Source organism: Commensalibacter sp. W6292M3 (assembly GCF_016101315.1).
GTDB classification, from domain to species: Bacteria; Pseudomonadota; Alphaproteobacteria; order Acetobacterales; family Acetobacteraceae; genus Commensalibacter; species Commensalibacter melissae.
Genome location: NZ_JACFQT010000002.1, coordinates 120824 through 146254, shown reverse-complemented (window position 1 = coordinate 146254; position 25431 = coordinate 120824). Strand labels below are relative to the sequence as shown.

Sequence of the window (25431 nt, the reverse complement as noted above, 5' to 3'; positions counted from 1 at the left end):
ATATTTGGTTGCTAGTCTTATGGCTAGTATTCTTTATGACATTTATCATTATATGGTTATTTATTTGGGTTATTTCAAATAATGCATGAAGATCAATTGGTAAGATACAGTCGCCATATCCTTTTGCCGCAAATTGATTTGGATGGACAAAAACGGTTTTTAAATAGCCGTGCTATGGTTATAGGATGCGGGGGACTGGGTTGTGCAGCAATTCCTATTCTTGCTGCTGCGGGTATTGGCAGTTTATTGCTGGTTGATAATGACAGGGTCGAACTGTCCAATTTACAACGACAGACATACTATACACCTGATGATATTGGTAAATTCAAAAATCATGTAATGGCCGATTTCATTCATAGACAAAATCCGGATATTACTGTTGATACTGTGCCTTACCGTTTATCCGAGGATGAATTATCTTCATTAATTCATGATTATGATGTGATTTTGGATTGTAGTGACAATTTAAAAACCCGACAAATGATCGGGCGGGTTGCATATTCTAGTAAAATACCTTTAATTTATGCCTCGGCCATACGGTTTGAAGGGCAATTAAGTGTATTTGACTCGAATAATGATCGATCACCATGTTACGCCTGTCTATTTGATGGAGCGGAAACAGAACAGGACCGTTGTTCATTTACCGGTGTTTACGCCCCATTGGTCAATACAATGGCAGCTATGCAGGCTTCAGAGGCTTTGAAGGTAATATCCAGGATGGGTCAAGCTCTTACGGGCAGGATACTGCATTATAATGCTTTGAATTTTTCTTTTCATATGCTGGAATGTGATCGCAATCCGCATTGTAACGTATGTGGTTGTTCGAGGAACTAGGGTGTTTTGTCAAAACCATGTTCTAGGGCGTAAATTGCTGCCTGCACCCTGCTGTGTAAATTAAGTTTTCGTAATATGTTCTGAACATGCAACTTGATTGTACTTTCTGACACGCTCAAAAAACGGGCAATTTCTTTATTACTTATTCCCTTGGTCAGCCAAGCCAATATTTCTTTTTCCCTTGGTGTTAAAGAATCATAGAGATCTTCGTCCTTTTCCTTTTCATTGGGTCGGAATTGATCGATAAGAGTTGATATCATGGCTGGGGAGAGAATATTATTCCCTTCATAAACTTTGTGAATACTGTCCAATAGGAAATCGGTATTGATATTTTTCAAAAGATAGCCTTTTGCTCCAAGTGTCATACATTGAATAAGGTCATCATTATCTTCCGAAACAGTTAAAATTAGGACATTAAGGTCTGGATTAATATTTAAAAGGTTTTGGAGCGTTTCCTTTCCACCCATTCTTGGCATATCCAGATCAAGGAGGATGATATCAGGGTTAAGTTTCTGGGCCAGTTTTATACCTTCTGATCCATTTTGCGCCTCTCCAATAACCTCTATATCTTCCTGATTGTTAAGAAGAAATTTCAATCCTGAACGAAATAAAGAATGATCGTCAATAAGCAGAATTTTAATTTTTGTTTGCATTTTCTTTATACTACCGTTCTATAAGTTTATCGGAATAGTGAGTTCCAAGGTTGTACCATGATTAGGTGTTGAGGTAATGTTTATTTTTCCGGAAATATTTTCTGCCCTCTCTTGGATAATTGATAAACCGATATGGTTCTGTTGTTTTTTTTGCAAGGTATTAAGGTCAAATCCGACACCATCATCATGAATACGCATCATGAAAGAATTATTATAACTAAATTCAATTGTTGCAAGCTTGCATTTTGAATGTTTACGAATATTGGATAAAGCTTCTTGAAGAATAAAAATGATCTGTAATTGCTGTTGTTTTGTAATAAATAAAAATTTTTGCAGATTAATTAATTTTACAGGTATTTTTGTCTGGGCTTTGAAACGGTTCACGACTTTCTTAACAACAGTCTCAAAATCTTCCTTGCCAATCTTGGTTCGAAAATTCATCAACAGTTCACGAACATCGTCATAGGATTCTTGCACGCCACGCTGAATAAAATCCAGATTTTGCTTGGCTTTGTCAAGGTCATTCTTATTGATTGCCTTTTCAAGCATTTGAGCTTGCAAGTTAAGAAAGGACAATGCTTGTGCTATGCTATCATGCAACCCCTGTGCAATTAAGTTGCGTTCCTCCATAATGGCAAGCTGTTTTTCTTTGGCGGTTAATTGGTAATTTTCAATGGATACACCAAGTTGACAGGTCAATGTTTCAATCAAGTGGTAGGTTTCTGGAGAAAAAGTAGATTCCCTTTTTTTAAAATATAGAACCATTAACCCTATTTCATTTTTATTATGCCAAATAGGAAAAATGATAAAATGACTAAATAATTTTTTAACGCACGAGGGTATAAGACAGTTTTCCTGCTGATCAGTTTTGACGCAAATAGGATAGGAATTTTTGGGCAGGGAAGAAATATCAAAAAAACAGTTGGCAGAAAAATAACATTGTTCGATGGTGTTTAATTGTGCTGGAAAACCTTGGCTACAAATAAAATTCATGGCGTCTTTCTCTTCGTTAAGAAAGCCGATAAATCCGGCATCTGCTTGACTTAAATCAATAATTTTTTCAAGGAATCTCTCGGTTGCCATATTGGGAGTCAGGCAGGTATGTAAAAAGGTGATCATGTCATAAAGAATAGTTAATTCATGATTCTTTTTCTTTAATGCAAGTGTTTTATCTGAAACTTTATGTTCAAGGTTATTGTATAAGTCCTGCAAATTATGTGCCATCTGGTTAAAACCGGAGGAGACAATATCAAATTCACTATTGCCATTTACAGGAATACGTCTGGATAGATTACCTTGACTTAGGGCTTTGATACTTGATTCAAGATGTTTCAACGGATTGATGACTGATTTATATAACAGGGATATGCTCGAAAAGGCAGTTATTAGTATCATCAGGATAATTGTTGTGATTATGTATCGAAGCCAAATGATGTCTTGCGTATTTTGATTTTCGATCAGTTTGACTAAAAGATCAATGTCTTCTACGAATGTGTTGAGATGATAATAATTTTTGTCAGTTAGTCTATGATATCCAGAGGACTGGTTTATAAGCGGCAATATCTGGTTATTATAGGTTTTTTCAATATATTTTATTTGCAGGTTTATTTTTTTATTATTTGAAAAAATTAGGGTATTATTATCGTATTTTTTTAATTTATTAAGGATTGTAATAAATTTCGTTTGTTCATGCTGCAGGTTTACATAATCGTTTTGATTAGAAAGTAACATCATGTAATAGACACGCATGCGCAAACTGCCTGTATAATTGATGGCAATTCCAGCATTTTCAAGCTGCCAAAGCAGGGAGAGTGCATATCCCGTAAAGAATATGGCACATACAACCCATGCGATAGTACAGGTAAGCAGTTTGGTTGAAAGCTTGTTAAAATACCGCGTGATTTTCATTATTTGATAATTGTTCGTAAATATTATGATAAGATTATTTTAACATATATTTGAATTAAATATTAGAAATCAACTGCCAATGAAAATTGATATGTTCTGGGTAATCCGGCATAAGCACTGTTATTTGCGGTGCCTCCGTTAATTGAGGATGGATATACAGACATCCAATAATGTTTATTGGTTACATTATTGACATTAAATCGTGCCGCAAGTGGGGTGTTAAAGACATTGAAGGCGTAGCGCATTCCGACATCTGTCGTAAAATACCCTTTGGCAAAAGTGGTATTGTAATTATTGGCAGCCCGACGATCTGTATAGTGAAGATTGATGTTGAATGCCATACCATACAGGATGTGATCTTTTGCGATAGGTAATTGGTAGTCAATCAGCAGGTTGGCCTGAACAGGGGGGACACCAACAATTTGTTTATGAGAGGTGGCAATATTTCCTGTTTTTCCCAGTTGTGCATCAAGCCATGTAACACCTCCAAGAATAGACAGACTATTCCATATCTGTCCTGCGACCTGAAATTCAACCCCATAATTGCGCTGTTGTCCTGCGACGGCAAAAATATGGGTTGTTGGATTGATAAATGCATATGGACGTGTCATACGGAATGCAGCAACATTTAACCACAGGCGGTTGAATTTGACCTTATAGCCTACTTCATATTCTTCACTACGATAGGGAGCCATGATCTGGTTTGGATTAATTACTTCCGTCGCTGGGGCAATATCTCCCGCCTGCAGACTTCTTGCCCAAGTGAAATAGGCGGTATGACCTTCAAGAGGATGATAAATCAGGCTTGTTGTTGGACTAAATGCCGCATCATGTGAATTGTGTGCGGTTTTCTTTCCTTTCATGTTCCAGCTGTCATTGCTTAACCAGCTCCAACTGAAAACACCCATAATGGCCCATTGTTGATTAAAATGGATTGTATCGCCTGCAATCAGGGCTTGTTGTTGGATTAAGGCCGATTGATAACGTCCCCATCCTTTTGGTCTATGACCCGGTAATGGACGAGGATTGTGTATGTTGCTGGTTCCAAGATTGATTGTTTCAGTATGAGTGGGGTTGTAATTACCTCTCATATATCCATTGGTGCCCAAAACAAGTTCATGTTTTACAAAATCTGTATTTACTTCTCCATTCACATAGGCAAAATTGCTCCCTACCTGAAAAACGTTTGCCTGACCGGCTACCGAAATAGATTGTTGATAATCACCCTTGCTGTTTAGGAGTCGATTGTTGTTGTTGAACATCTCTCGTTTGGCATCCTGATAGAGCCCTCCCGCAGTAAATCTCCATTTTTTATTGATTTGGTGTTTGATTTTTCCGAGAAAGGTATTTGTTTCCGTATTAAATCCGGCATATTTTTGCCCAAGATAGGCCTTGCCCATATTGGGTGCGGATGGCAGCTGAATGGAATTATCAAACGAAAAATTCGTCGCTGTTCCCCTTTCATTATAGGTATAATGGCTGGCATCTATCTCAATAACGGTTTTGGAGGAAAGATGAATATCAAAATCACCACTGACCAGATTACGTTTTAACTGACTGTGTTCCACATAGGCGGTGCCTTCATCATGCAGAAGGTTTAAACGATATCCAAACCACCCATTTTTACCGACTCGACCAGACACATCCGCATATTCCGTCACGGCACCAATTGAATCGTAATTGATTGAAAGATGTTCCGTACGACGGTCAGTGGGACGTTTGAGCTGGTAACTGAAAATGCCGGCTGGATTTTGTGGGCCATACATAGCCCCGGCCAACCCGTTCAGAACCTGCAAATTTTCAAACATTTCCGTTGGATAGGGGGTGGTGGTTGTCATATTGAGCCCGTCAATACGGCTGTTTGCTGTTACGTCCCCCTCAAACCCCCTGGATTGCGGCCTAGCCATGCCTGCAGATCCACGGGCCTCGAGTTGTACGGAAGGAAGGTATTTCATTAGATCATTAACGTTTCTTGCCTGTTGATTGGCAATAACGTCATGAGGAACTGACATGATTGAAAAAGGTGCGTCTTCAGATTTCAAGGAACCCAAGGGGCCCAAGGTAACGTCTGGAGTACTCATTACCGCAACTGATCCGTCAGCCCTTCTTTGTCCCCTTACAGTAATTTTTTCGGATTTTTCATCATCTCTTTCCATATTGTTCGAGGTTGAAATCTTTTGTGCCATTGTTTGAAGAGGGAAAAGAAGAAGCAGGGGTAGAATATATTTTTGTTTTTTATTCATGCAAATTCTTCATGGATTAATAATTCAAGAAATTATTCTAATAATGGAAATGAATATGATATATTAATAGTAGAAAAACGACTAATTATACTTAGCCAAATGGCTATAAACAACCTAGCCATTATTCCAGATTTCTATAAGCTTTTGACTAATTGGTTCGATCTTGCGGAAGATGTAAATAATATTAAAACAATTATGCGTTTTATTTAACTTATACAATAAAGATCAAAACAATACAGATATAAACGTATTGGTTCATCAACCAAGGAAAAAAAATGTCTCATTTACTAACAAAATGGGAACCGGAAAATCAACAGTTTTGGGAAAAGCAAGGACGTGTTATTGCTTTACGGAATTTATGGATTTCCGTTCCTGCTCTTTTACTTGCTTTCGTTGTATGGCAATTATGGAGTGTCGTTGTTGTCTATCTACCAGAAGTTGGGTTTAAATATACTCAAAATCAACTAATGCTTTTAACGGCATTGTCTGCATTGTCAGGGGCAACCCTGAGAATCATCTATGCCTTTATGGTTCCCATTTTTGGTGGAAGAAGATGGACGGTTTTTTCAACAGCCACCCTTTTGATTCCAACCATTGGTTTTGGTATATGCATACAAAATCCAAATACCAGTTTTGCAACAATGGTGATTTTGGCCCTGTTATGTGGATTTGGTGGGGCAAATTTCAGCTCCTCTATGGCAAATATCGGATATTTTTTCCCTAAATCAAGAAAGGGATTTGCCACGGGGGTAAATGCTGGACTGGGAAATCTTGGTGTACCGTTTGTACAATTTGTTACCTTGTGGGTCATTGGCATCAGTATCTTTGGTGTTTTGGGGGGTGGACCAGAAACACGTATTCATAACGGTCAGCAGAGTCTTGTCTGGTTACAGAATATCACCTATATTTGGGTGCCTTTTATTGCGGTAACCGTTATCGCTGCCTGGTTTGGGATGAATGACCTTGCCACGGTCAAGGCATCTTTTTCAGAGCAATCAATAATTTTCAAGCGTAAACATACCTGGGTTGCCTGTTTGCTTTATCTGGGTACATTTGGATCCTTTATCGGTTTTTCAGCGGCATTGCCCCTGTTGATAAAGCATGAATTCGTTAATGTTAATCCTATAAAATACGCTTTTTTAGGTCCTTTGCTGGGGTCCATATTTAGAGTTGTTGGGGGAATTGCCTCTGACAAATTCAAGGCGACACGGGTAACTCAAATCAGTTTCCTGGGTATGATTGTTTTTTCCTTATGTATCGTTTTTTTCATCTCAGCCCCGGAAGAATCAAGAAGTTTTGTCGGCTTCCTGATAAGTTTTATGATCCTGTTCATTTTTGTTGGATTGGGAAATGGATCTGTATTTGCCCAGGTTCCCGGAATATTTACAATATTTTACCAGAAATACCTTAAAAAACAAAAAGCTGAGTCTGAAGAGCAGATGAATGAGGATGCTGCCAAGGAAACCGGTGCGGTTCTTGGTTTTATGGGGGCTATTGGTGCCTATGGTGGATTTATAATTCCAAAACTGTATGGAACCTCTTTAAGTTATACCGGATCGTATAATTTAGCTTTTTATATTTTTGTTGGATTTTACGTATTTTGCCTTTTGATAAATCGTTGGTACTACCTTCGCAAAAATGCGGAAATACGTTGTTAAGACAAATTTGATTTAGAATTTGGAAATTGATTATGAGCCATATATTAGATCGTTTAAACTTTTTTAAAAAAACGAAAAGCAGTTTTGCTGACGGGCATGGCGCTGTTGTTAACGAGGACAGAAAATGGGAAGATGCGTATAGACAACGTTGGCAACAGGATAAAATCGTAAGATCAACTCACGGTGTGAATTGCACCGGATCCTGCAGTTGGAAAATCTATGTTAAAAGTGGATTGATTACCTGGGAAACCCAACAGACAAATTATCCAAGAACTCGTGCGGATCTACCTAATCATGAACCCAGGGGATGTCCTCGCGGGGCATCTTACAGCTGGTATGTTTATTCTGCCCAACGTGTTAAATATCCAATGCTGCGTGGACAGCTGGCTAGATTATGGCGTGATGCACGTCAGAAGATGGATCCGATATCCGCCTGGGAATATATCAGTCAAACACCAGAATTGGCCAGTTCTTACAAGAAAAGACGTGGATTAGGCGGATTTGTCCGATCAACCTGGCGGGAAGTCAACGAGCTTGTTGCCGCGGCAAATAACTTTACCATCAAAAAATATGGTCCCGACCGTATTATTGGATTTTCTCCTATTCCGGCTATGTCAATGGTCAGCTATGCTTCCGGATCCCGTTATCTTTCTCTTATTGGGGGTGTTCCGCTATCTTTTTATGATTGGTATTGCGATCTGCCACCAGCAAGCCCACAAATATGGGGCGAGCAAACCGATGTTCCGGAATCAGCCGATTGGTATAATTCAACCTATTTACTAGTGTGGGGATCAAATATCCCCATGACTCGTACGCCAGACGCTCATTTTTATGCCGAAGTTCGTTATAAAGGTACAAAAACGGTCGCTGTTTCATCAGATTATGGTGAAATGGTAAAATTCAGTGATATATGGCTCTCTCCCAAACAAGGTACGGATGCTGCCTTATCCATGGCGATGGGACACGTAATCTTCAAAGAATTTCATCTGGATCGTCCCTCTGAATATTTTACGTCATATTGCCGTCAATATACAGATATGCCAATGCTGGTTATGCTTGATGAAAAGAATGGCCAACTGTTTCCCGGATATTTCTTGCGTGCCAGTCATTTGGCAGATCAGCTTGATGAAAAAAACAATCCTGAATGGAAAACGCTTGTTATTGATGAATTGACGGGACAGATTGTAACCCCCAAAGGATCAATTGGTTTTCGCTGGGGTGAAACAGGTCAATGGAATCTTAAGGAACAGGATAGCAAAGGACAAACCGTTAAGGCCCAACTTAGTCTGCTGGGTAAGCATGATAATGTTGCGGAGGTTGTGTTCAATTATTTTGCTGGAGAAAGCAAAAATGAACAGATGCTCCGAAAGGTTCCGGTTAAAACCATTACCTTGGCTGATGGCAATCAGGTAAAGGTTACTACAGTTTTTGATTTAATGGCTGCCAATTACAGTATTGACCGTGGTCTAGGTGATGGCGCTAGAGATTATATGGATGATGTTCCCTATACTCCTAAATGGCAGGAAAAACATACTGGTGTAAATCCAGAATTGGTTATTCAGGTTGCTCGTGAATTTGCCCAAAATGCCGATAAAACTCATGGTAAAAGCATGGTCATCGTGGGTGCCGGATTAAATCACTGGTATCATATGGATATGTCCTATCGTGGCATTATCAACATGTTAATGCTTTGTGGATGTATAGGTCAAAGTGGAGGTGGCTGGTGCCATTATGTTGGTCAGGAAAAACTGAGGCCACAAACCGGTTGGGCTCCATTGGCATTTGGATTGGATTGGAATCGTCCATCTCGTCAGATGAACGGGACATCCTTCTTTTACAATCATACGAGTCAATGGCGCCATGAAAAGCTGGCTATCAATGAAGTTGCCTCACAAAATAGTCTGAGTGAATTTGAAGGTATGGCGCTGATTGATTGTAATGCCAAAGCTGAACGGATGGGATGGTTACCTTCTGCACCGCAATTGTCAATGAATCCGTTGACGTTGACACAAAATGCAATTGCTCAAAATAAAGATCCCATTGACTATGCGGTTGAAGGGTTGAAATCAGGTGTAATTGACATGTCTTGTAATGACCCTGATAATCCAGTGAACTTTCCACGCAACATGTTTGTATGGCGTTCCAATATTCTTGGTTCTTCAGGTAAGGGACATGAATATTTCCTTAAATATCTTTTGGGTACTCAGAATGCAGTTTTAAGTGAAGAGCAAAATTGTATTAAACCGAAGGAAATCAAGGTAAGAGAAGCCGCAGAAGGTAAACTGGATCTTTTGGTCGTCTTGGATTTCCGTATGTCAACGACTTGTTTATATGCAGATGTAATTCTTCCGACGGCCACCTGGTACGAGAAAAATGACTTGAATACATCGGATATGCATCCCTTTATTCATCCTTTAAGCGAGGCTGTACAACCTTTATGGCAAAGTAAAAGTGATTGGGAGATTTTCAAAGGACTGGCTGGAAAATTTTCTGAACTCGCCGCAGGATATCTTGGAAATCAAAAAGATCTTGTCTTGACACCCTTAATGCATGACACTCCACAAGAGTTGGGACAGCCTTTTGACGTTAAAGACTGGAAAAAGGGTGAATGTGATCCTATTCCTGGTAAGACAATGCCAGCCATGAAAGTTATCGAGCGAAATTATGGAGCAATTTATGAACAGTTTACATCAATTGGTCCTTTACTTGAAAAACTTGGTAATGGTGGTAAAGGTATAAGTTGGGATACCAAGCATGAGGTTGATCAATTACGTAATTTAAACAAGGTTGTTGGTCAGGGTATTGCAAAGGGACAGCCGAGACTTGATACTGCTATTGATGCGGCTGAAATGATCCTGAATCTTGCTCCTGAAACAAATGGGCATATCGCTGTCAAGGCATGGGGGGCATTATCAAAAGTAACAGGTATTGACCATACGTATTTGGCCACTCCTCGTGAACATGATTCCATTCGTTTTCGTGATATACAGGTTCAGCCACGTAAGATTATATCTTCCCCAACCTGGTCAGGTCTGGAAAGTGAAACGGTAAGTTACAATGCTGGTTATACAAATGTTCATGAACTGATTCCTTGGAGAACCCTGACCGGTCGACAGCAGTTTTATCAGGATCATCAATGGATGCGTGCATTTGGTGAAATGTTGTGTGTCTATCGTCCAGCGGTTGACTTGAAAACAACTCAAAAGGTTTTGGGACAGCATGGTAACGGAAATCCAGAAATAGTCCTGAATTTTATCACACCACATCAAAAGTGGGGCATTCACAGTACTTACTCCGATAATTTACGGATGTTGACATTATCCCGTGGCGGGCCACATGTCTGGCTTTCCGAAATTGATGCACAAAAGGCTGGTATCGTTGATAATGACTGGATTGAGGTTTTTAATCTAAATGGAACTTTAACGGCCAGAGCAATTGTAAGTCAGCGCGTTCCAGAAGGAATGACCTTGATGTATCATGCTCAGGAAAAGATCATCAATGTTCCCGGTGCAGAAGTTTCAAAAAAACGCGGCGGCATTCATAATTCGGTAACAAGAACAGTCTTAAAACCGACACATATGATTGGCGGTTATGCGCAATATTCCTATGGTTTTAACTATTATGGAACAGTTGGTTCAAATCGTGATGAATTTGTTGTTGTCCGTAAAATGAAGCATGTCGATTGGCTTGAAGAGACTATTAGCGTTAATTACCCAAAAGTTGAGGCATAAGAGATTACCAATGAAAATTAGAGCTCAAATTGGCATGGTGTTGAATCTGGATAAATGCATAGGATGCCATACTTGTTCCGTGACATGTAAAAATGTATGGACCAGTCGAGATGGTGTTGAATATGCATGGTTCAATAACGTTGAATCAAAACCAGGGGTTGGATATCCCAAGGAATGGGAAAACCAGGATAAATATAATGGTGGATGGGTTTTAAAAGGTGGCAAGTTGCGTCCCCGTCAGGGTGGCAAGTTACATATTATGACAAATATATTTGCCAATCCCAATCTTCCGCAAATTGATGATTATTATGAACCCTTTACATATGATTATGAACGTTTGCAAAATTCTCCGGATGTAAAAACCCCCCCTGTTGCCCGACCAGTTTCGGTCCTAACCGGACAAAAAATGGAAAAAATACATTGGGGACCAAACTGGGAGGATGATCTTGGTGGAGAGTTTTCAAAGCGTGCAAAAGACAAGCTTTTTGATGGTATTCAAAAGGATATGCTGTCAACTTTTGAAAATACATTTCTTATGTATTTACCAAGATTGTGCGAGCATTGTTTAAATCCAGCCTGTGTTGCAAGTTGTCCTTCAGGTTCAATTTATAAACGTGAGGATGACGGTATTGTCCTGATAGATCAGGATAAATGTCGCGGCTGGAGGATGTGTGTCTCGGGCTGTCCCTACAAAAAGATATATTTTAACTGGGTTTCTGGTAAAGCAGAAAAATGTATATTCTGTTATCCACGTATTGAAGGTGGACAGCCAACCGTTTGTTCCGAAACATGTGTAGGGCGTATTCGTTACCTGGGTGTTTTACTTTATGATGCAGATAAAATTAAAGAGGCTGCATCTACGGAAGATACCCAGGATTTGTATGAATCCCAACTTGATGTTTTTTTAGATCCCAATGATCCGGCAATTATTGTGGAAGCTCTTAAACAGGGTATACCCCAAAGCTGGCTGGATGCGGCAAGAAATTCACCGGTCTATAAAATGGCAGTAGAATGGAAAGTTGCTTTCCCCCTGCATCCAGAATACCGCACCTTACCAATGGTTTGGTATATTCCACCTTTATCGCCTATTCAGTCTGCAGTAGCGAATGGCATGATTGGCAAGAATGGAATTATTCCTGGTATTAAGGATTTACGTATTCCAATTCGCTATTTGGCTAATTTGCTTACGGCGGGGAAAGAAGAACCCATTATTAATGCCTTGGAAAACATGATCGCGATGCGTCGTTATATGCGTAGCAAGTCTGTTAATCAATGTCCTGATCGTTCTGTCTTGAAAGATACGGCTTTGACTGAAGTCCAGATTGAAGAAATGTATCAGATTATGGCGATTGCGAATTATGAAGATCGTTTTGTCATTCCATCATCCCACAAGGAAATGGTTGAAAACGCATTCCAAGATAAGGCTTCCTGTGGATTTACTTTCGGGAATGGATGCTCTGACGGGGTGAATAAGGCAAGTCTTTTTGGCAAAAAGGTTTCTCCAATTATCTTTCACGACGCTGTAGAGGATCGTGAACAGAACAAGGCAAAAGAAAGCAATAGCTGATGGAAATTTTCAAGATACTTTCAGTTTTATTATGTTATCCAGAGCAAGAATTGGTTGATGCACTCCCTTCAATTTTGGGACGTTTAAAAACGCTTGAGATTGAATGGAGCTTGCTTTCTCCCTTATTGGAACATTTGCAAGAAAAAGATTTGATTGATTTGCAAGAAGAGTATGTTTCACTTTTCGATCGTAATCCATCATGTTCATTGCATTTATTTGAGCATATTCACGGTGAGGACCGTCTAAGGGGGCAAGCCCTAGTCAATCTCATGTCAGAATATAAGGCAAACGGTTACGATATTTCAGTAATTGATGAATTACCAGATTATTTGCCTTTATTTTTAGAGTTTTTATCTGTCTGTAATGAAGGTGAAGCAAAGGATTTACTGGCGGCATCAATTGACGTGATTGATCACATCGGATCAAAATTGCGGGAAAGTCAGTCTGTCTATGCGGGTATTTTCACTTTACTTGTCAATTATTCTTCTGTTCAACCTCAACCTTTAAAAGTTCCCCCAGTTAAAGATATGGAGGAGGCAATGGAGAAATTTGGCCCAAATATTGAGGGAGTTGAACCTCTTTTACAAACGAATGCCTGTAATCTCTGTTCTGTAGACAATAAAAATAAAGGGGCAAGTCATGCATTATCTCGATAAATTTATTTTTGGAATTTATCCGTATATCGTATTAACAATTTTTGTTGTTGGATGCTTGGTACGTTTTGAACGTGAACAATATTCATGGAAAAGTGATTCCAGCCAGATTTTATATCGTGGACAATTAAGATTTGGAAATATCTGTTTTCATATTGGTATTTTAGGTCTGTTTTTTGGGCATCTTTTCGGTCTTTTAACACCCATCTGGGTTTGGGATACACTGGGAGTTACCCATTCAGCAAAACAGATTTTCGCCATGATGGCTGGCGGCATCATGGGCAGTATCTGTTTGGTTGGGATTTTGATCCTTATTCACAGAAGATTTGTTTCAGCCCGTATATTGGCAAATAGTACCTGGCGTGATAAATTGTTGTTGGTCTGGTTATTATTGACTTTGTTACTCGGTTTATCAACAATTTTTGTTTCGGCTCAGCATACGGACGGTCATGAAATGGTTCAACTTATGACATGGGTGCAGCATACAATTACCTTTCAAGGTGATGCCGTGGCCTATATCATGAATGCGTCACCAATCTTCAAATTCCATCTTTTTATGGGAATGACGGTATTTGCTATTTTCCCATTTACCCGTTTAGTTCATGTATTTAGTGGCTTTGCCATGGTCAGTTATGTAACTCGACGCTGGCAGTTGGTAAGACCACGTTCATGAACGTGAAGATGTGAACTGATGAAAAATCCCAAAATACCGGAATTAAGATTGCTTAAACTATTGGCTGTTGTTCTGGCTTGTTTTGGATTTTTTCATTCCGTTCAGGCAAAAGAGATTGTTGTTTCTGCGGCGGCTAGTTTAAGCGATGCTTTTAAAGATATAGCTAAAATCTATGAAACATCGCACCCTCAGGATAAAATTTTATTTAATTTTGGTTCTTCGGGCAGTCTGTTAAATCAAATAGCACAGGGTGCCCCGGTTGATCTTTTTGCATGTGCCGATGAAAGCACAATGGATATGGCAGAGCAAAAAGGATTGATTTTTCCTGGATCAAGACAGGATTTTATTAATAATCATTTGGTTCTTGTGACTTTTATTCATAGCAAGTTACAGATACGTGAACTGGCAGATTTAGATAAACCCTTGATTAAGTGGATCGCGTTGGGACAAGTTGTAACTGTTCCAGCGGGTCGTTATACAAAACATGCATTGCAGGCTGCAGGTTTATGGCATAAATTACAAGATAAATTCATTCCTGCGCAAAATGTCCGTCAGGTTCTGGATTATGTTGTCCGTAATGAAGTGGATGTCGGTTTTGTTTATGAAAGTGATGCAAAACTTTTTTCAGATAAAGTTAAAATACTTTATCGGCTTCCTTTGCCAAAACCCGTTCAATATCCAGTTGCCTTGGTTAAAAATACTCAAAACCCAAATCAGGCTAAGGCATTCATGGACCTGTTATTTTCAGTTAAAGGTCAGAGAATTTTTAGACAATACGGTTTTGCTGTTCGGTAATTGTTCATGGGAATAAATTTTACCTGGACGGCTCTTTTTCTATCCTTGAAAATTGCCGTTTTCGCAGTCGCGATCAATATGTTTCTGGCAATACCTGCAGGATATTTTATTGCTCGATATCGTTTTTATGGTAAGGAATTTTTAGATATTGTCTTTACATTGCCAATGGTTATGCCGCCGACTGTATTGGGATACTATTTGTTAGTATTGTTTGGACAGCATGGTTGGATAGGACAAATATTGGGAAAATATTTTCATCTTAGTCTTATATTTACGTGGCAGGGGGCTGTTTTAGCCGCTATTGTCGTGACTTTTCCTTTGATATTCAAACCCGCAAGAAGTGCCTTTGAATCAATCAATCCTTGTTATGAACAGGCTGCACGGGTATTGACTATTTCTGATATGGCGATTTTTTTCCGTATAACCCTACCTTTGGCTTGGCGTGGTATTATGGCAGGTTTATTACTGGCATTTGCCAGAGCTTTGGGAGAATTTGGTGCAACCCTGATGATTGCCGGAAATATTCCCGGAAAAACGCAAACCCTATCTTTGGCAATCTATGAAGCCGTTGAAGCGGGACAGGATCATGCCGCAAATATATCCGTCTTGATTTTATCCGCTGTTTGCATTTTTGTTTTATTTATGGCTAAACGGCTGAATATTACGCATAATTCAATTTATTGATCATGATATTTCAAATAAATCTCAAGAAATTAATAAAAAATCATCATCATGTGTTTCAGCTCAATGTTGATTTTTTTTCTCAAAATCGTTCAGTGGTGATATTTGGCCCATCTGGATCTGGAAAAACAACATTGCTTAAAATAATAGCAGGATTAAATTCACCAGATTGCGGGTTGATAAAAATTAATAATAAAATCTTTTTTGATCAGAAACATAAAATCAATCTGGTCCCCCAGAAGAGAAAACTTGCTTATCTTTTCCAAGGTTATAGTCTTTTTCCGCATTTAACAGTCAAACAGAATATTTCCTTCTCACTTGTCAAGGGAATATTTAATCCCCGTGTCAGTCAGGATTTTGCAATTGTTAAGGACTGGATGAATCGCTTGGAAATCCTGAGCTATGCTGAATATTATCCATATCAATTGTCGGGGGGGCAACAACAGCGGGTTGCATTGGCCAGAGCATTGGTTGCGCAACCCGATTTGTTGTTACTAGATGAACCATTTTCAATGCTCGATAGTCGCTTGCGACGCAAATTGCGGTATGAAATAAGGGATATTCAACAACGCTTACAATGCTTGATGATGGTTATATCGCACGATGATGAGGATGTAGAGTGTTTTGGTGAGGATATCTTACATTTGGGAAAAAATAGTAATTATTAGATGAATTAATAAATAATAGTCTGATTGTATTTTATCTATAATGATTTTTTAAAAATATTTAAGTCTTTTTTTTGATTTTTAAACACATATATAAAATTCATAACTATAAAGTCTTTATTGCAATTATGACGTAGCCGAGCTTCTGATGCTGATTGATAAATTTGGTAGAACAATTGATTATTTAAGAATTTCTGTTACGGATCGCTGTAATTTAAGATGTTCTTATTGTATTCCGAAAGGATTTAATGATTTTGAAACTCCAGACCATTGGCTCACTTTTGATGAATTAATGCGTGTTGTTCGTGCGTTTGTAAGATTAGGTACAAAACGTTTTCGCTTGACTGGTGGTGAACCGTTGGTTCGCAAAAACCTAACAGATCTGGTGCATCGAATTAAAAAGATTGATGAGGTGGAGGATTTATCCATTACAACGAATGGAACCTTGCTGACATCCCATGCCAAATCATTGTTTGAGGCTGGCTTAGATCGTTTGAATATAAGTCTTGACTCCTTGAATCGTAAAAATATAGAGGATATTACAGGTCTGGATTGTCTAGAGCAGGTTATGGAGGGTCTGCGAACAGCAAAACAACTCGGTTTTCATAAAATAAAGATTAACATGGTTGTATTGCCAGACAAGAATATAGCAGAAATTGAACGAATGCTCGAATTTTGTATTGAACACGGGTTTATTCTGTGTTTGATTGAAGTCATGCCAATGGGAAAAACCGGGCAAAATATGACAACTGTCTCGCTGCAACCCATTATACAAGAATTAAGGAAACATTACGATTTGCGTTCAACGATGAAGATAATAGGAAATGGTCCGGCGCGTTACTGGGAAACATCAACAGGTAATGTATGTCTGGGATTAATTACACCGTTATCACAGCATTTTTGTGCGACATGCAATCGGGTTAGATTGTCGGTTGATGGAACCCTTTATATGTGTTTGGGACAGGATAACAGCTTTGCGTTAAGGCCGTTATTAAGAAATCATTGTAGTGATAAAGAACTGGATCAGGCCATTCAAGAAGCGATAGAACTAAAGCCAAAAGAACATGATTTTTTAAAACAGCCCAATAAAATTATGCGTATTATGTCAAAGACAGGAGGATAGGTTGACAGTCCTATTTTTTAGGTAAAAAAGCTTTTACGACTTTTTCATCTGTTTCAATCCTGGGTCCACCAATTACATCGATACACATTGGAACCGCGGCAAATACTCCATGTATAAGAACCTTGCCATCTTGATCTTTTACCCCTTCCAACGTTTCACGAATGGCATTCGGACGTCCGGGCAGGTTTAGTATCAGGCTTTTTTTACGGATTACGCCCACTTGTCGTGACAGAATGGCGGTTGGCACGAAATATAAACTGACTTGACGCATTTGCTCACCAAAACCGGGCATAACCTTATCTGCGATGGCCAGAGTTGCATCAGGTGTCACATCTCGGATGTAAGGGCCTGTACCGCCCGTGGTTAAAACAAGGGGACAATCTTGATGATCGACCAGATCGATTAATGATTTTTCAATCAGATCCTGTTCATCAGGAATTAAATGCTCAATATATTGTTTTTCGTTAAGAACCGCTTTATCCAGCCAATTTTTCAAGGCAGGTAAACCTTTATCTTCATATATACCCTGACTGGCTCTATCACTGACAGAAACCAAACCAATTTTTATTGCTGTCATTTTATATTTTCCTATCAATAAAGTCTAAAGAGAATAGTCAAGTGGATAAATTTTTATAAAGTCTCCTTTATGAACAGAGGTATTTTCCGGAATTTCTGCCAATCCATTTGCCTGGGAAAATGTTGCCAACATGGCAGAACCCTGATTATTTAAAAGACTAACATGAGCAGGTGATTGAGAATAATCAACCCGCACCCGTAAAAACTCCCGTCTTGCTTGGGTTTTCCTTTTTTCAAATTGGGCTTGAGCAAGAATAGTTTTTGGCAGGCAATTCTGTAATGTTTCGCCGGCAAGATGTCGTAAAGCGGGAATAACAAGTTGTTGAAAGGTGACGAGGGTGCTGACAGGATTACCGGGTAACATAAAGAATATTTTGCTATTGATTTGTCCCCAGGCAAAAGGTTTGCCGGGTTTAATGGCAAGTTTCCAGAAAATGAGTTGGCCAAGCTGTTGTAAGGCGGCATGAACGTGATCCTCTTCACCAACCGAAACTCCACCAGATGAGATAATGATGTCTGCTTCTTTACTGGCTTTTTTTAATGCGATTTCAGTTTTATCCCGATTATCGGGAAGAATGCCTGCATCAATGACATGATGTCTGGTTTTTTGAAGCCAGGTTATCAAAAGATAACGGTTTGCATCAAAAATCTTGCCAGAAGATAGAGGCTGACCTGGGTTGATCAATTCATTTCCTGTGGAATAAACCCAAATGGTTAAAGGTTTATATATTTTGACATTTTGATAGCCTTGACTTGCCAGTAAGGCAACACTTGCGGGCGTAAGCCTATGGCCTTGTGTAAGCAGTATATCACCTTTTTTTAGTTCTTCCCCTTGATAGCGTATATTTTGTCCTTTTTTGATCTGCGAGGTAAAAGTTAGGGTGTTGTTTTCAATTTTTGTATTTTCTTGCTGGATTACAGCGCTGGTTCCGGGGGGAATTGGAGCTCCGGTAAAAATTCGTGCGGCTTCACCAGTTTGAAGGGTGACATTGGAAAGGGAATCTCCTGCTGCAATCCGGTTTGTAATTTGCCATTCAGAACATTGACAAGGATCACCACCCAGAGCATAGCCATCCATGGCACTATTGCTGAAAAAAGGTGTGTCATATTGAACATAAATATTTTCAGCAAGAATTAGATGATTTGCCTTTAAAAGGGGATAATCTTCTATGGGTTGTTTAATAGAGGTTCTTTGCAGAAGTTCTTCAAGGGCCTCATCATAGTTTTTTAGCATGGTGCCTGTCTTGTTGATAACGGGTTAATGTGTCAAGGTCGTTAATATTGGTAAATTCATGTTCATCATGAAAATTCACTTTTATATTTGGGTGTGCAGATATCCATGATTTAAGGCTATAATGCTGATGATTTAAATGATTGGCAAGATAGTCATTCGTACAGGGTTTGCATAAGAAGATACTTGGATGAATCTGTTTTGGTGTCGCTGCGTACGCAATTAGCAAGTCTGGATTTGATATCAATGCGTGATAAAGTGAGGAAACTAGATTTGCGGGTAAAAAGGGAGTGTCGCAGGGAACAACCAATATGTAATCTGTATGAGCGGGAATAAAGGAATAAAGACTGACAATGCCAGCCAAGGGACCTTTTCCTTTCCATTGGGGGAGATCCTGGTAGACTGGAAAACCAAAAGATTGATAAGTTTCAATATGATTGTTTGCGCTTATCAAAATGTTTTGAACATGCGGTTGAATACGTTGGATAACATGATTGACAAGGGGATGACTATTAAGAGAAAGTAATCCTTTGTTTTGACGTCCTACACGCCGACCTTCCCCACCTGCCAGAATAAAGGCGGCAATATTTTTATCATTCATGACTGGACCATCGTTCTTTTTCTTTTAAATCGTATGATTTAGCCCTGACCCATCTTGACTGTCCGTTTCTAAAAAATTCTTTTTTCCAGAATGGAGCTTCTGATTTTAAATAATCCATTATGAATTCAGCAGATTCAAATGCAGCCTTTCTATGACTGGCCGCTGTCAGAACCAAAACGATTTCTTCTCCTACCCGTAAATTCCCCACGCGGTGTATAACCTGACAACCCTGTATATCCCATCGTTTTTTTGCCAAATGAATTATTCGTTCAATTTCTTGTTCAGTTACAGACGGAAAATGTTCAAGATAAAGATAATCAAGCGGTTCTTTTTCATCAAACCCCCTGACGATACCGGTAAAGCTGACAATTGCACCACAATTGAAAATGTGAATCTTTTTTCGGAATTCCTCTTGTGAAAAAGGTTGGGTCTGTATTTTGACAGAGAACAATTCAACCTCCTGTAACAGGAGGTAGAATGGCAACTTCATCATCAGGATGAAGGGGAGTGGGTTGATAGATAATGCGTTGATTAATGGCCAGGCGGAAAATGTTTTCTTCTGCCAAGGCGTCCGACCAAGAGGCATTGCGGCTTCTTAAAAAATTAAGTAAATCTTGTGAATTACCTTTGTCCCAGGTAATTTCTTCCTCTTCAATGTGTAAAATATCTTTAAGAAAACCAAAATAACGGATTTTTATCATATTATATATATAGCATCTGCTAGAATGAGTTTAAAGATTAATATAGGAAGAATATCATGAGTAAATTGACGCATTTTGATGAGTCTGGGCAAGCTCACATGGTTGATGTCGCAAATAAGAAAATTTCGAAAAGAACTGCCATGGCTGGGGGGTCAATCCAGATGTCTCAGGAAGCTTTTGAACTTTTGAAAAAAGGAAACAGTCATAAGGGTGACATATTAGGTATAGCAAGAATTGCCGCCATACAGGGCAGCAAACAGACTTCAAATTTGATCCCTTTATGTCATCCATTATCGCTAAATCATCTAAAAGTGGAATTTGAATTGGATGAAAGCAAACATATTGTGCATATGCGGGTTACTGTTGATACAGAGGGCAAAACAGGAGTTGAAATGGAAGCGTTGACAGGGGTTTCTGTCGGATTGTTAACCGTTTATGATATGCTTAAAGCGGTAGATAAAAGAATGGTCATGCATAATATTCATCTTGTTTCTAAAAAAGGTGGGAAAAGCGGCGAATTTAATTTTTAAATTTTATAAGGAAAGTTCAGTCTAATTACTGAATTCATCTTGTATTTTTGATCGCTTCTTGATAAAAGTTCTGTGTGGGGCGCATAGCTCAGTTGGTAGAGCAGCTGACTCTTAATCAGCGGGCCCAAGGTTCGAACCCTTGTGCGCCCACCATTTTCTTGATACAGAAATTTTTGTTTATCAAATATGATTTTGAGAAATATGCATTTTTAAGTTAAAAGCCTCATATTATGAGCTTAAAATTCATGTTTTTGAATTTTGGTTATTTAAATAATAAAAAAAATTAATGATCATTAAACAATATTACGATTTTTAATAAGAATATTGTGAATAATAATGCAGGATTTATTATTGTGTTATAGTTTTCTTTTTATATTTCATAACAAAAATGATTTGGGAAATAACCAGTAATACAGATGAAATTAGGGTGGCTGGTCCAATCCCCTGTATCCCCCATTTTTGAATAAAAATAATCAACATTGGTATATAAATGAAACTGTTTATTCCACGAGAAATGGATGCCCCTTTGGTATTTCCTGTTGTGATTAAAATGGGTTCCAAGGAAATCCCCCATAGGATAATTGCTTTTGCTCCAGCCAACCAATAAAGTAAATGAAGGGTTTCAGGCGTGGTGGATTTATGAAGTAATAATGAAATGATATATGGTGCAATATAAGGTAGAATGAGAAAAATAACGGAAATGATACCGCCGGTTAAAAGAGTGATTTGCAAGGCCATTTTATAAAGGTGCGATGGTTTGCTTCCCTGCCATGAGCGGGTCATTTCCGGATATAATGTAGATTGTAGCATAATGACAGGTTTTGCAATCGCTTCTGAAATTTTATTGGCAATCGAATAGCGTGCATTTTGAACAGTACCAAGCATACTTCCAATAATTTGAGCGGTTATATGGGCGGAAACAAGGGAAAAAGTCATGTTTATATTGGTATTCCAGGCAAATTTCCATATCCCGGGTAAATCTTTGGTAAGCCCATCATTAATACGATTGAAAAATCCTTTTAAAAAACCTTGCTTGTAAAGTTGGTACAAAGCGGTGACCAAAATAGTAATGAAATTCATGAAAGTGGCAAAAGTCCAGACAATAACTGCTCCCAACATACCACCATGAATAAGGGTAAGAAAAGCGATGCCCAAGAACCGAACTGTTGTTGTTGTTGTCCCTTGAATGGCCAGTAAATCATAACGGTTCAATAATAATAAAACGCCATTGGCTGTTGCACTTGTCGTAAATAAAACAGAAAAACTGAAAATGATACCCAGATAATGCCATTCAGGCGGCCACCCCAAAATATTGCTGAAATTTATGGCAATCAGAACACTGACGACCAAGGCAAAGGTAGCACTGCATGCATCAAGTAAAAAAGAAAATCGCAACACTCGTTGAAAAAGGGGAAGATCTTTATTTTGATAGGGTTTAAGACCGTAATGCAAGACAGTCTGCCATGATTGAAATTCTGCCACATCGCCCACAAGCTGGCCAAAAGCGTATATAAGAACCAGAAAACCGTATCCTTTATCGCCAATGAGTCGGGTTGTTAAATAAATTTGGGCCAAACCAAGAGGAACATTGATGATCTTTCCGCTTAATAATTTTAATACGTTATATCCTGACCGCCTTAAACTGCCTCTGTAGGAAGGGATTTTATTCTTTGGCACTCTTTATTCCATAGTTTCAAGTAAACAGATTTTGTTATTTTCAGTTTTTCAGGGCATTAAAGAGATAATGCCTTAGCAATTTTTTTTAAGTTAAAATATATAGTAATTTTTTTTAGAAAAATAAAAGGCTAAATCATATCATTTACCGTAATAATATGCCAATGTTCACGTGTTTTTTCTATCAGAGTAATGGAAAGGTTATAAATGGCAAAGGATAATGCTGAATTAACCGGGATTTTTGAGGCATAGGCAAGGGCAGCCCGAATAGCCCCGCCATGAGATATGACAATAATATCTTTATTTGTGTATATTCTGCTAAATTCCTCCATTTTGCAACTGACTCTTTGATGGACATCATTCATGTTTTCACCTTTGGGTGGAGTTTCTTCGGCTGAGAAGGGCCAAAAAGGATGCGCAGAAAATTTTCGGTGTTTTTCAACTGTAACATGTGATAGACCCTGCCAGGCTCCAAGATTCTGTTCCAGAAAAGCATTTTCGATTTGTAAATTCTCAGATCCATAACCCGCCTTTTGAATTTGTAAGGCCGTATCTCTTGTACGGGACAGGCTGGTAATGAACCAAAGTTGTGTCTTGGGTAATTTCTTGGCCAGAAACTGATAGTATGTTTGTTGTTTTTTTAAATGTGTAGGACAGATTGGAACATCTTTAGTACCATAAAGATAAGAACGATCCTTTTCATTAACAATTGCATGACGAATAAACCAGAAACGTGTCGTATCACCAATAGAATCAGGATGGTCTATGAAACTAAAATTATTGTTAGACATAAGCAATGATATACTTTATATAGTCAAAAAATATGGGTATTTATATCATAAATTGCAAATTGGTTTGATTTAATTATTATAAATTTTTAAGATATTTTGAAGATATTCAATAAATTTATAATATAAAATACAAAAAAATTATTTAAGGTACATTAATAATGTTGATTTTAGTCACTGGAGGATGTGGTTTTATTGGTTCAGCTGTGATTCGACATCTTATAAAAAATACGCAGCATGAAGTGGTTAATATCGATATCCTAACGTATTCGGCTTCTCTTGATAATGTGGCAGAAATAGCCGGAAATAGCCGGTATTCTTTTTGCAAAACTGATATTACTGATTTTATTTCATTAAAAAAAATATTTAATCAATTCAAGCCTGATGCAGTAATGCACCTGGCTGCAGAATCTCATGTAGATCGTTCGATTGATGGGCCAGAAGTGTTTATTCGGACCAATATTCATGGAACATATTGTTTATTACAGGCTGCTTATGAATATTGGAGAGCAATGTCAGTAGATAGACAAAGAAAATTCCGTTTCCATCACATTTCAACAGATGAAGTTTTTGGTGCTTTACAGTCTGGAGATCCCCCATTTACAGAACAAACTCCCTATGATCCGCGCAGTCCTTATTCTGCTTCAAAAGCAGCTTCAGATCATCTGGTTAGGGCTTGGTTTCATACATATGGACTTCCAACTTTTGTGACAAACACAACAAATAATTATGGCATTTGGCATTTTCCAGAAAAGTTAATCCCGTTAATGATTATCAATGCCTTGGAAGGCAAGGCTCTACCAGTTTATGGTAAGGGAGATAATATAAGAGACTGGCTGTATGTTGAAGATCATGCTGAAGCGCTTGTAAAAGCTATAGAGCTTGGAATTCCGGGAGAAACTTATGCAATTGGTGCCCAACAACCCAGAACTAATCTGGAGGTTGTGCAAACGATTTGTCATATTCTTGATGAACTGAAGCCTGATCCTCAGGGAAAATACGAGCGGTTGATTCATTTTGTAACGGATCGTCCAGGTCATGATTTTAGATATGAAATAAATCCAGTCCACGCCCAAACCGAATTAAAATGGAAAGCAAAACACAATTTTGAAGAAGGAATTCGTAAAACGATTCAATGGTATTTGAATCATGAGGATTGGTGGAAGAATATTCGTCAAAAACATTATGCTGGACAACGGTTGGGAATAAAACAATGACAAATCAGCATGAAAAATCAATAAAGGGTATATTACTGGCTGGTGGATCAGGTACAAGGTTATATCCTTTGACAGCTGTTTCCAGTAAACAGCTATTGCCTATATATGACAAACCCATGATTTATTATCCGCTGACAACATTAATGCTGGCAGGTATTCGGGAAATCATGATTATCTCTACCCCTCATGATATACCACAAATCAAAAGATTATTGGGAAACGGTTCTGATATTGGAATGAAGTTTGACTATTGTGTTCAACCCAAACCTGAAGGTATTGCACAAGCCTTTGTTTTAGCTGAAGAGTGGTTGGATGCTTCCCCTTGTGCCCTGGTGCTGGGGGATAACTTGATCTTTGCTTCACATTTAAGTCAGTTGTTGCAAAAGGCGGTTCAACGAAAATCCGGTGCAACGATATTCAGTTATCAGGTTAGTGATCCTGAACGGTATGGTGTTGTGACATTCGATGAAAATGGCAAGGTAACCCAGATTGTAGAGAAACCGAAAGATCCTCCTTCAAACTGGGCTGTGACAGGACTGTATTTTTATGATTCAAGGGTTACAGAATATGCAAAAAAAATTAAACCATCAGCACGTGGTGAATATGAAATCACGGATTTAAATAAAATTTATTTTGAAAATGACAATTTACATGTAGAGCGTCTGGGTCGGGGTTGTGCTTGGTTGGATGCCGGTATTCCCGCCAGTTTGATGCAGGCGGGAAATTTTGTGCAAATGATTCAGGCAAGACAAGGGATTTTGGTGGGATCTCCTGCTGAGGTGGCCTACCATAGAGGATTTATTAATGCGGAGCAATTACGTACAATTGCAAAAAAATTGAATAAAACAGACCTTGGGAGAATGTTGATGGATGTTGCAAACGAAGGTTTTAATCAAAAGTAATTAATTATTAAAAGTAAGAAATATTTG

The 25431-nt window shown here is 38.5% G+C and carries 23 protein-coding genes and 1 tRNA gene; 14 read left to right on the top strand and 10 right to left on the bottom strand.

What is annotated here, in order from left to right; all coding sequences use genetic code 11:
- Positions 1-81 precede the first annotated feature (81 nt).
- Positions 82-834 carry a HesA/MoeB/ThiF family protein gene (locus H3T57_RS06240; protein ID WP_155568617.1) on the top strand — a complete coding sequence of 251 codons (753 nt, stop codon included), beginning with the start codon at positions 82-84 and terminating at the stop codon, positions 832-834.
- Here the strand turns inward: H3T57_RS06240 and H3T57_RS06235 are convergent.
- The 3 genes from H3T57_RS06235 to H3T57_RS06225 form a co-directional block, all read right to left on the bottom strand.
- On the bottom strand, positions 831-1487 hold the full coding sequence (locus tag H3T57_RS06235) for a response regulator transcription factor (RefSeq protein ID WP_122124155.1): 657 nt from the start codon (positions 1485-1487) through the stop codon (positions 831-833). The two genes, H3T57_RS06240 and H3T57_RS06235, sit on opposite strands and share 4 nt — an antisense overlap.
- 18 nt (positions 1488-1505) lie before the next feature.
- Positions 1506-3395 carry a histidine kinase gene (locus H3T57_RS06230; RefSeq protein WP_155580998.1) on the bottom strand — a complete coding sequence of 630 codons (1890 nt, stop codon included), beginning with the start codon at positions 3393-3395 and terminating at the stop codon, positions 1506-1508.
- A gap of 62 nt (positions 3396-3457) precedes the next feature.
- A complete protein-coding gene (locus H3T57_RS06225) occupies positions 3458-5638 on the bottom strand; it encodes a TonB-dependent siderophore receptor (RefSeq protein ID WP_198193567.1) in 2181 nt (726 codons plus the stop codon).
- A gap of 275 nt (positions 5639-5913) precedes the next feature.
- On the opposite strand from H3T57_RS06225, the gene H3T57_RS06220 reads away from it, so the two are divergent.
- The 9 genes from H3T57_RS06220 to moaA all read left to right on the top strand — a co-directional run bounded on the left by H3T57_RS06220 (position 5914) and on the right by moaA (position 17184).
- Positions 5914-7296, top strand: coding sequence for a NarK family nitrate/nitrite MFS transporter (locus H3T57_RS06220; RefSeq protein ID WP_122124151.1), 1383 nt, complete (start codon positions 5914-5916; stop codon positions 7294-7296).
- A 32-nt stretch (positions 7297-7328) separates the two neighbouring features.
- A complete protein-coding gene (locus H3T57_RS06215; RefSeq protein ID WP_198193566.1) occupies positions 7329-11027 on the top strand; it encodes a nitrate reductase subunit alpha in 3699 nt (1232 codons plus the stop codon).
- A gap of 10 nt (positions 11028-11037) precedes the next feature.
- Positions 11038-12594, top strand: a complete 1557-nt coding sequence (gene narH, locus H3T57_RS06210) for a nitrate reductase subunit beta (RefSeq protein ID WP_198193565.1) — start codon at positions 11038-11040, stop codon at positions 12592-12594.
- Positions 12594-13250: a nitrate reductase molybdenum cofactor assembly chaperone gene (narJ, locus tag H3T57_RS06205; protein ID WP_155567413.1), complete on the top strand. Its 657-nt coding sequence runs from the start codon at positions 12594-12596 to the stop codon at positions 13248-13250. Before narH ends, narJ begins: the two co-directional genes overlap by 1 nt.
- Entirely contained in the window at positions 13234-13920 is a 687-nt protein-coding gene (gene narI, locus H3T57_RS06200; RefSeq protein WP_110439144.1) for a respiratory nitrate reductase subunit gamma, read from the top strand. Before narJ ends, narI begins: the two co-directional genes overlap by 17 nt.
- An 18-nt stretch (positions 13921-13938) precedes the next feature.
- Positions 13939-14715, top strand: coding sequence for a molybdate ABC transporter substrate-binding protein (gene modA, locus H3T57_RS06195; protein ID WP_198193564.1), 777 nt, complete (start codon positions 13939-13941; stop codon positions 14713-14715).
- 6 nt (positions 14716-14721) lie between these two features.
- Positions 14722-15399 carry a molybdate ABC transporter permease subunit gene (modB, locus tag H3T57_RS06190; protein ID WP_155568609.1) on the top strand — a complete coding sequence of 226 codons (678 nt, stop codon included), beginning with the start codon at positions 14722-14724 and terminating at the stop codon, positions 15397-15399.
- A 50-nt stretch (positions 15400-15449) separates the two neighbouring features.
- On the top strand, positions 15450-16064 hold the full coding sequence (locus H3T57_RS06185) for an ATP-binding cassette domain-containing protein (RefSeq protein ID WP_347400968.1): 615 nt from the start codon (positions 15450-15452) through the stop codon (positions 16062-16064).
- Between the two features lie 145 nt (positions 16065-16209).
- Complete coding sequence (moaA, locus tag H3T57_RS06180) at positions 16210-17184, top strand: GTP 3',8-cyclase MoaA (protein WP_198193562.1); 975 nt, start codon at positions 16210-16212, stop codon at positions 17182-17184.
- Between the two features lie 10 nt (positions 17185-17194).
- On the opposite strand, the gene mog is transcribed toward moaA, so the two are convergent.
- The 5 genes from mog to H3T57_RS06155 are packed head-to-tail and all read right to left on the bottom strand — an operon-like array spanning position 17195 to position 20293.
- Positions 17195-17761 carry a molybdopterin adenylyltransferase gene (gene mog / locus H3T57_RS06175; protein WP_198193561.1) on the bottom strand — a complete coding sequence of 189 codons (567 nt, stop codon included), beginning with the start codon at positions 17759-17761 and terminating at the stop codon, positions 17195-17197.
- 24 nt (positions 17762-17785) lie between these two features.
- Positions 17786-18994, bottom strand: coding sequence for a gephyrin-like molybdotransferase Glp (gene glp, locus H3T57_RS06170; RefSeq protein WP_198193560.1), 1209 nt, complete (start codon positions 18992-18994; stop codon positions 17786-17788).
- Complete coding sequence (gene mobA, locus H3T57_RS06165; RefSeq protein WP_155572353.1) at positions 18978-19592, bottom strand: molybdenum cofactor guanylyltransferase MobA; 615 nt, start codon at positions 19590-19592, stop codon at positions 18978-18980. The genes glp and mobA overlap by 17 nt, the downstream gene beginning before the upstream one ends.
- Entirely contained in the window at positions 19585-20043 is a 459-nt protein-coding gene (locus H3T57_RS06160; protein WP_155566063.1) for a molybdenum cofactor biosynthesis protein MoaE, read from the bottom strand. The genes mobA and H3T57_RS06160 overlap by 8 nt, the downstream gene beginning before the upstream one ends.
- 1 nt (position 20044) lies before the next feature.
- On the bottom strand, positions 20045-20293 hold the full coding sequence (locus H3T57_RS06155; RefSeq protein WP_198193559.1) for a MoaD/ThiS family protein: 249 nt from the start codon (positions 20291-20293) through the stop codon (positions 20045-20047).
- 56 nt (positions 20294-20349) lie between these two features.
- Between H3T57_RS06155 and moaC the strand changes: the two genes are divergently transcribed.
- Both moaC and H3T57_RS06145 read left to right on the top strand, forming a co-directional pair.
- Complete coding sequence (moaC, locus tag H3T57_RS06150) at positions 20350-20823, top strand: cyclic pyranopterin monophosphate synthase MoaC (protein WP_198193558.1); 474 nt, start codon at positions 20350-20352, stop codon at positions 20821-20823.
- 77 nt (positions 20824-20900) lie between these two features.
- Positions 20901-20976: transfer RNA gene (locus H3T57_RS06145), tRNA-Lys, on the top strand.
- 195 nt (positions 20977-21171) lie between these two features.
- Here H3T57_RS06145 and H3T57_RS06140 read toward each other — a convergent pair.
- Together H3T57_RS06140 and H3T57_RS06135 are read right to left on the bottom strand one after the other, a co-directional pair.
- Entirely contained in the window at positions 21172-22500 is a 1329-nt protein-coding gene (locus H3T57_RS06140; protein ID WP_198193557.1) for an oligosaccharide flippase family protein, read from the bottom strand.
- A 128-nt stretch (positions 22501-22628) separates the two neighbouring features.
- Positions 22629-23288, bottom strand: coding sequence for a histidine phosphatase family protein (locus H3T57_RS06135; RefSeq protein ID WP_122124140.1), 660 nt, complete (start codon positions 23286-23288; stop codon positions 22629-22631).
- Between the two features lie 158 nt (positions 23289-23446).
- Here H3T57_RS06135 and rfbB point away from each other — a divergent pair, with 158 nt between their 5' ends.
- Both rfbB and rfbA read left to right on the top strand, forming a co-directional pair.
- Entirely contained in the window at positions 23447-24502 is a 1056-nt protein-coding gene (rfbB, locus tag H3T57_RS06130; protein WP_155568600.1) for a dTDP-glucose 4,6-dehydratase, read from the top strand.
- Positions 24499-25404: a glucose-1-phosphate thymidylyltransferase RfbA gene (gene rfbA, locus H3T57_RS06125; protein ID WP_155580988.1), complete on the top strand. Its 906-nt coding sequence runs from the start codon at positions 24499-24501 to the stop codon at positions 25402-25404. Before rfbB ends, rfbA begins: the two co-directional genes overlap by 4 nt.
- The last annotated feature ends 27 nt before the right edge of the window (positions 25405-25431 follow it).

What these genes read in the sequence shown, in the direction of transcription:
- H3T57_RS06240 (WP_155568617.1), top strand. Translation starts at nt 82, where the DNA reads ATGCATGAAGATCAATTGGTAAGATACAGTCGCCATATCCTTTTGCCG.
- H3T57_RS06235 (WP_122124155.1), bottom strand. Translation starts at nt 1,487, where the DNA reads ATGCAAACAAAAATTAAAATTCTGCTTATTGACGATCATTCTTTATTT.
- H3T57_RS06230 (WP_155580998.1), bottom strand. Translation starts at nt 3,395, where the DNA reads ATGAAAATCACGCGGTATTTTAACAAGCTTTCAACCAAACTGCTTACC.
- H3T57_RS06225 (WP_198193567.1), bottom strand. Translation starts at nt 5,638, where the DNA reads ATGAATAAAAAACAAAAATATATTCTACCCCTGCTTCTTCTTTTCCCT.
- H3T57_RS06220 (WP_122124151.1), top strand. Translation starts at nt 5,914, where the DNA reads ATGTCTCATTTACTAACAAAATGGGAACCGGAAAATCAACAGTTTTGG.
- H3T57_RS06215 (WP_198193566.1), top strand. Translation starts at nt 7,329, where the DNA reads ATGAGCCATATATTAGATCGTTTAAACTTTTTTAAAAAAACGAAAAGC.
- narH (WP_198193565.1), top strand. Translation starts at nt 11,038, where the DNA reads ATGAAAATTAGAGCTCAAATTGGCATGGTGTTGAATCTGGATAAATGC.
- narJ (WP_155567413.1), top strand. Translation starts at nt 12,594, where the DNA reads ATGGAAATTTTCAAGATACTTTCAGTTTTATTATGTTATCCAGAGCAA.
- narI (WP_110439144.1), top strand. Translation starts at nt 13,234, where the DNA reads ATGCATTATCTCGATAAATTTATTTTTGGAATTTATCCGTATATCGTA.
- modA (WP_198193564.1), top strand. Translation starts at nt 13,939, where the DNA reads ATGAAAAATCCCAAAATACCGGAATTAAGATTGCTTAAACTATTGGCT.
- modB (WP_155568609.1), top strand. Translation starts at nt 14,722, where the DNA reads ATGGGAATAAATTTTACCTGGACGGCTCTTTTTCTATCCTTGAAAATT.
- moaA (WP_198193562.1), top strand. Translation starts at nt 16,210, where the DNA reads ATGCTGATTGATAAATTTGGTAGAACAATTGATTATTTAAGAATTTCT.
- mog (WP_198193561.1), bottom strand. Translation starts at nt 17,761, where the DNA reads ATGACAGCAATAAAAATTGGTTTGGTTTCTGTCAGTGATAGAGCCAGT.
- glp (WP_198193560.1), bottom strand. Translation starts at nt 18,994, where the DNA reads ATGCTAAAAAACTATGATGAGGCCCTTGAAGAACTTCTGCAAAGAACC.
- mobA (WP_155572353.1), bottom strand. Translation starts at nt 19,592, where the DNA reads ATGAATGATAAAAATATTGCCGCCTTTATTCTGGCAGGTGGGGAAGGT.
- H3T57_RS06155 (WP_198193559.1), bottom strand. Translation starts at nt 20,293, where the DNA reads ATGATAAAAATCCGTTATTTTGGTTTTCTTAAAGATATTTTACACATT.
- moaC (WP_198193558.1), top strand. Translation starts at nt 20,350, where the DNA reads ATGAGTAAATTGACGCATTTTGATGAGTCTGGGCAAGCTCACATGGTT.
- H3T57_RS06135 (WP_122124140.1), bottom strand. Translation starts at nt 23,288, where the DNA reads ATGTCTAACAATAATTTTAGTTTCATAGACCATCCTGATTCTATTGGT.
- rfbB (WP_155568600.1), top strand. Translation starts at nt 23,447, where the DNA reads ATGTTGATTTTAGTCACTGGAGGATGTGGTTTTATTGGTTCAGCTGTG.
- rfbA (WP_155580988.1), top strand. Translation starts at nt 24,499, where the DNA reads ATGACAAATCAGCATGAAAAATCAATAAAGGGTATATTACTGGCTGGT.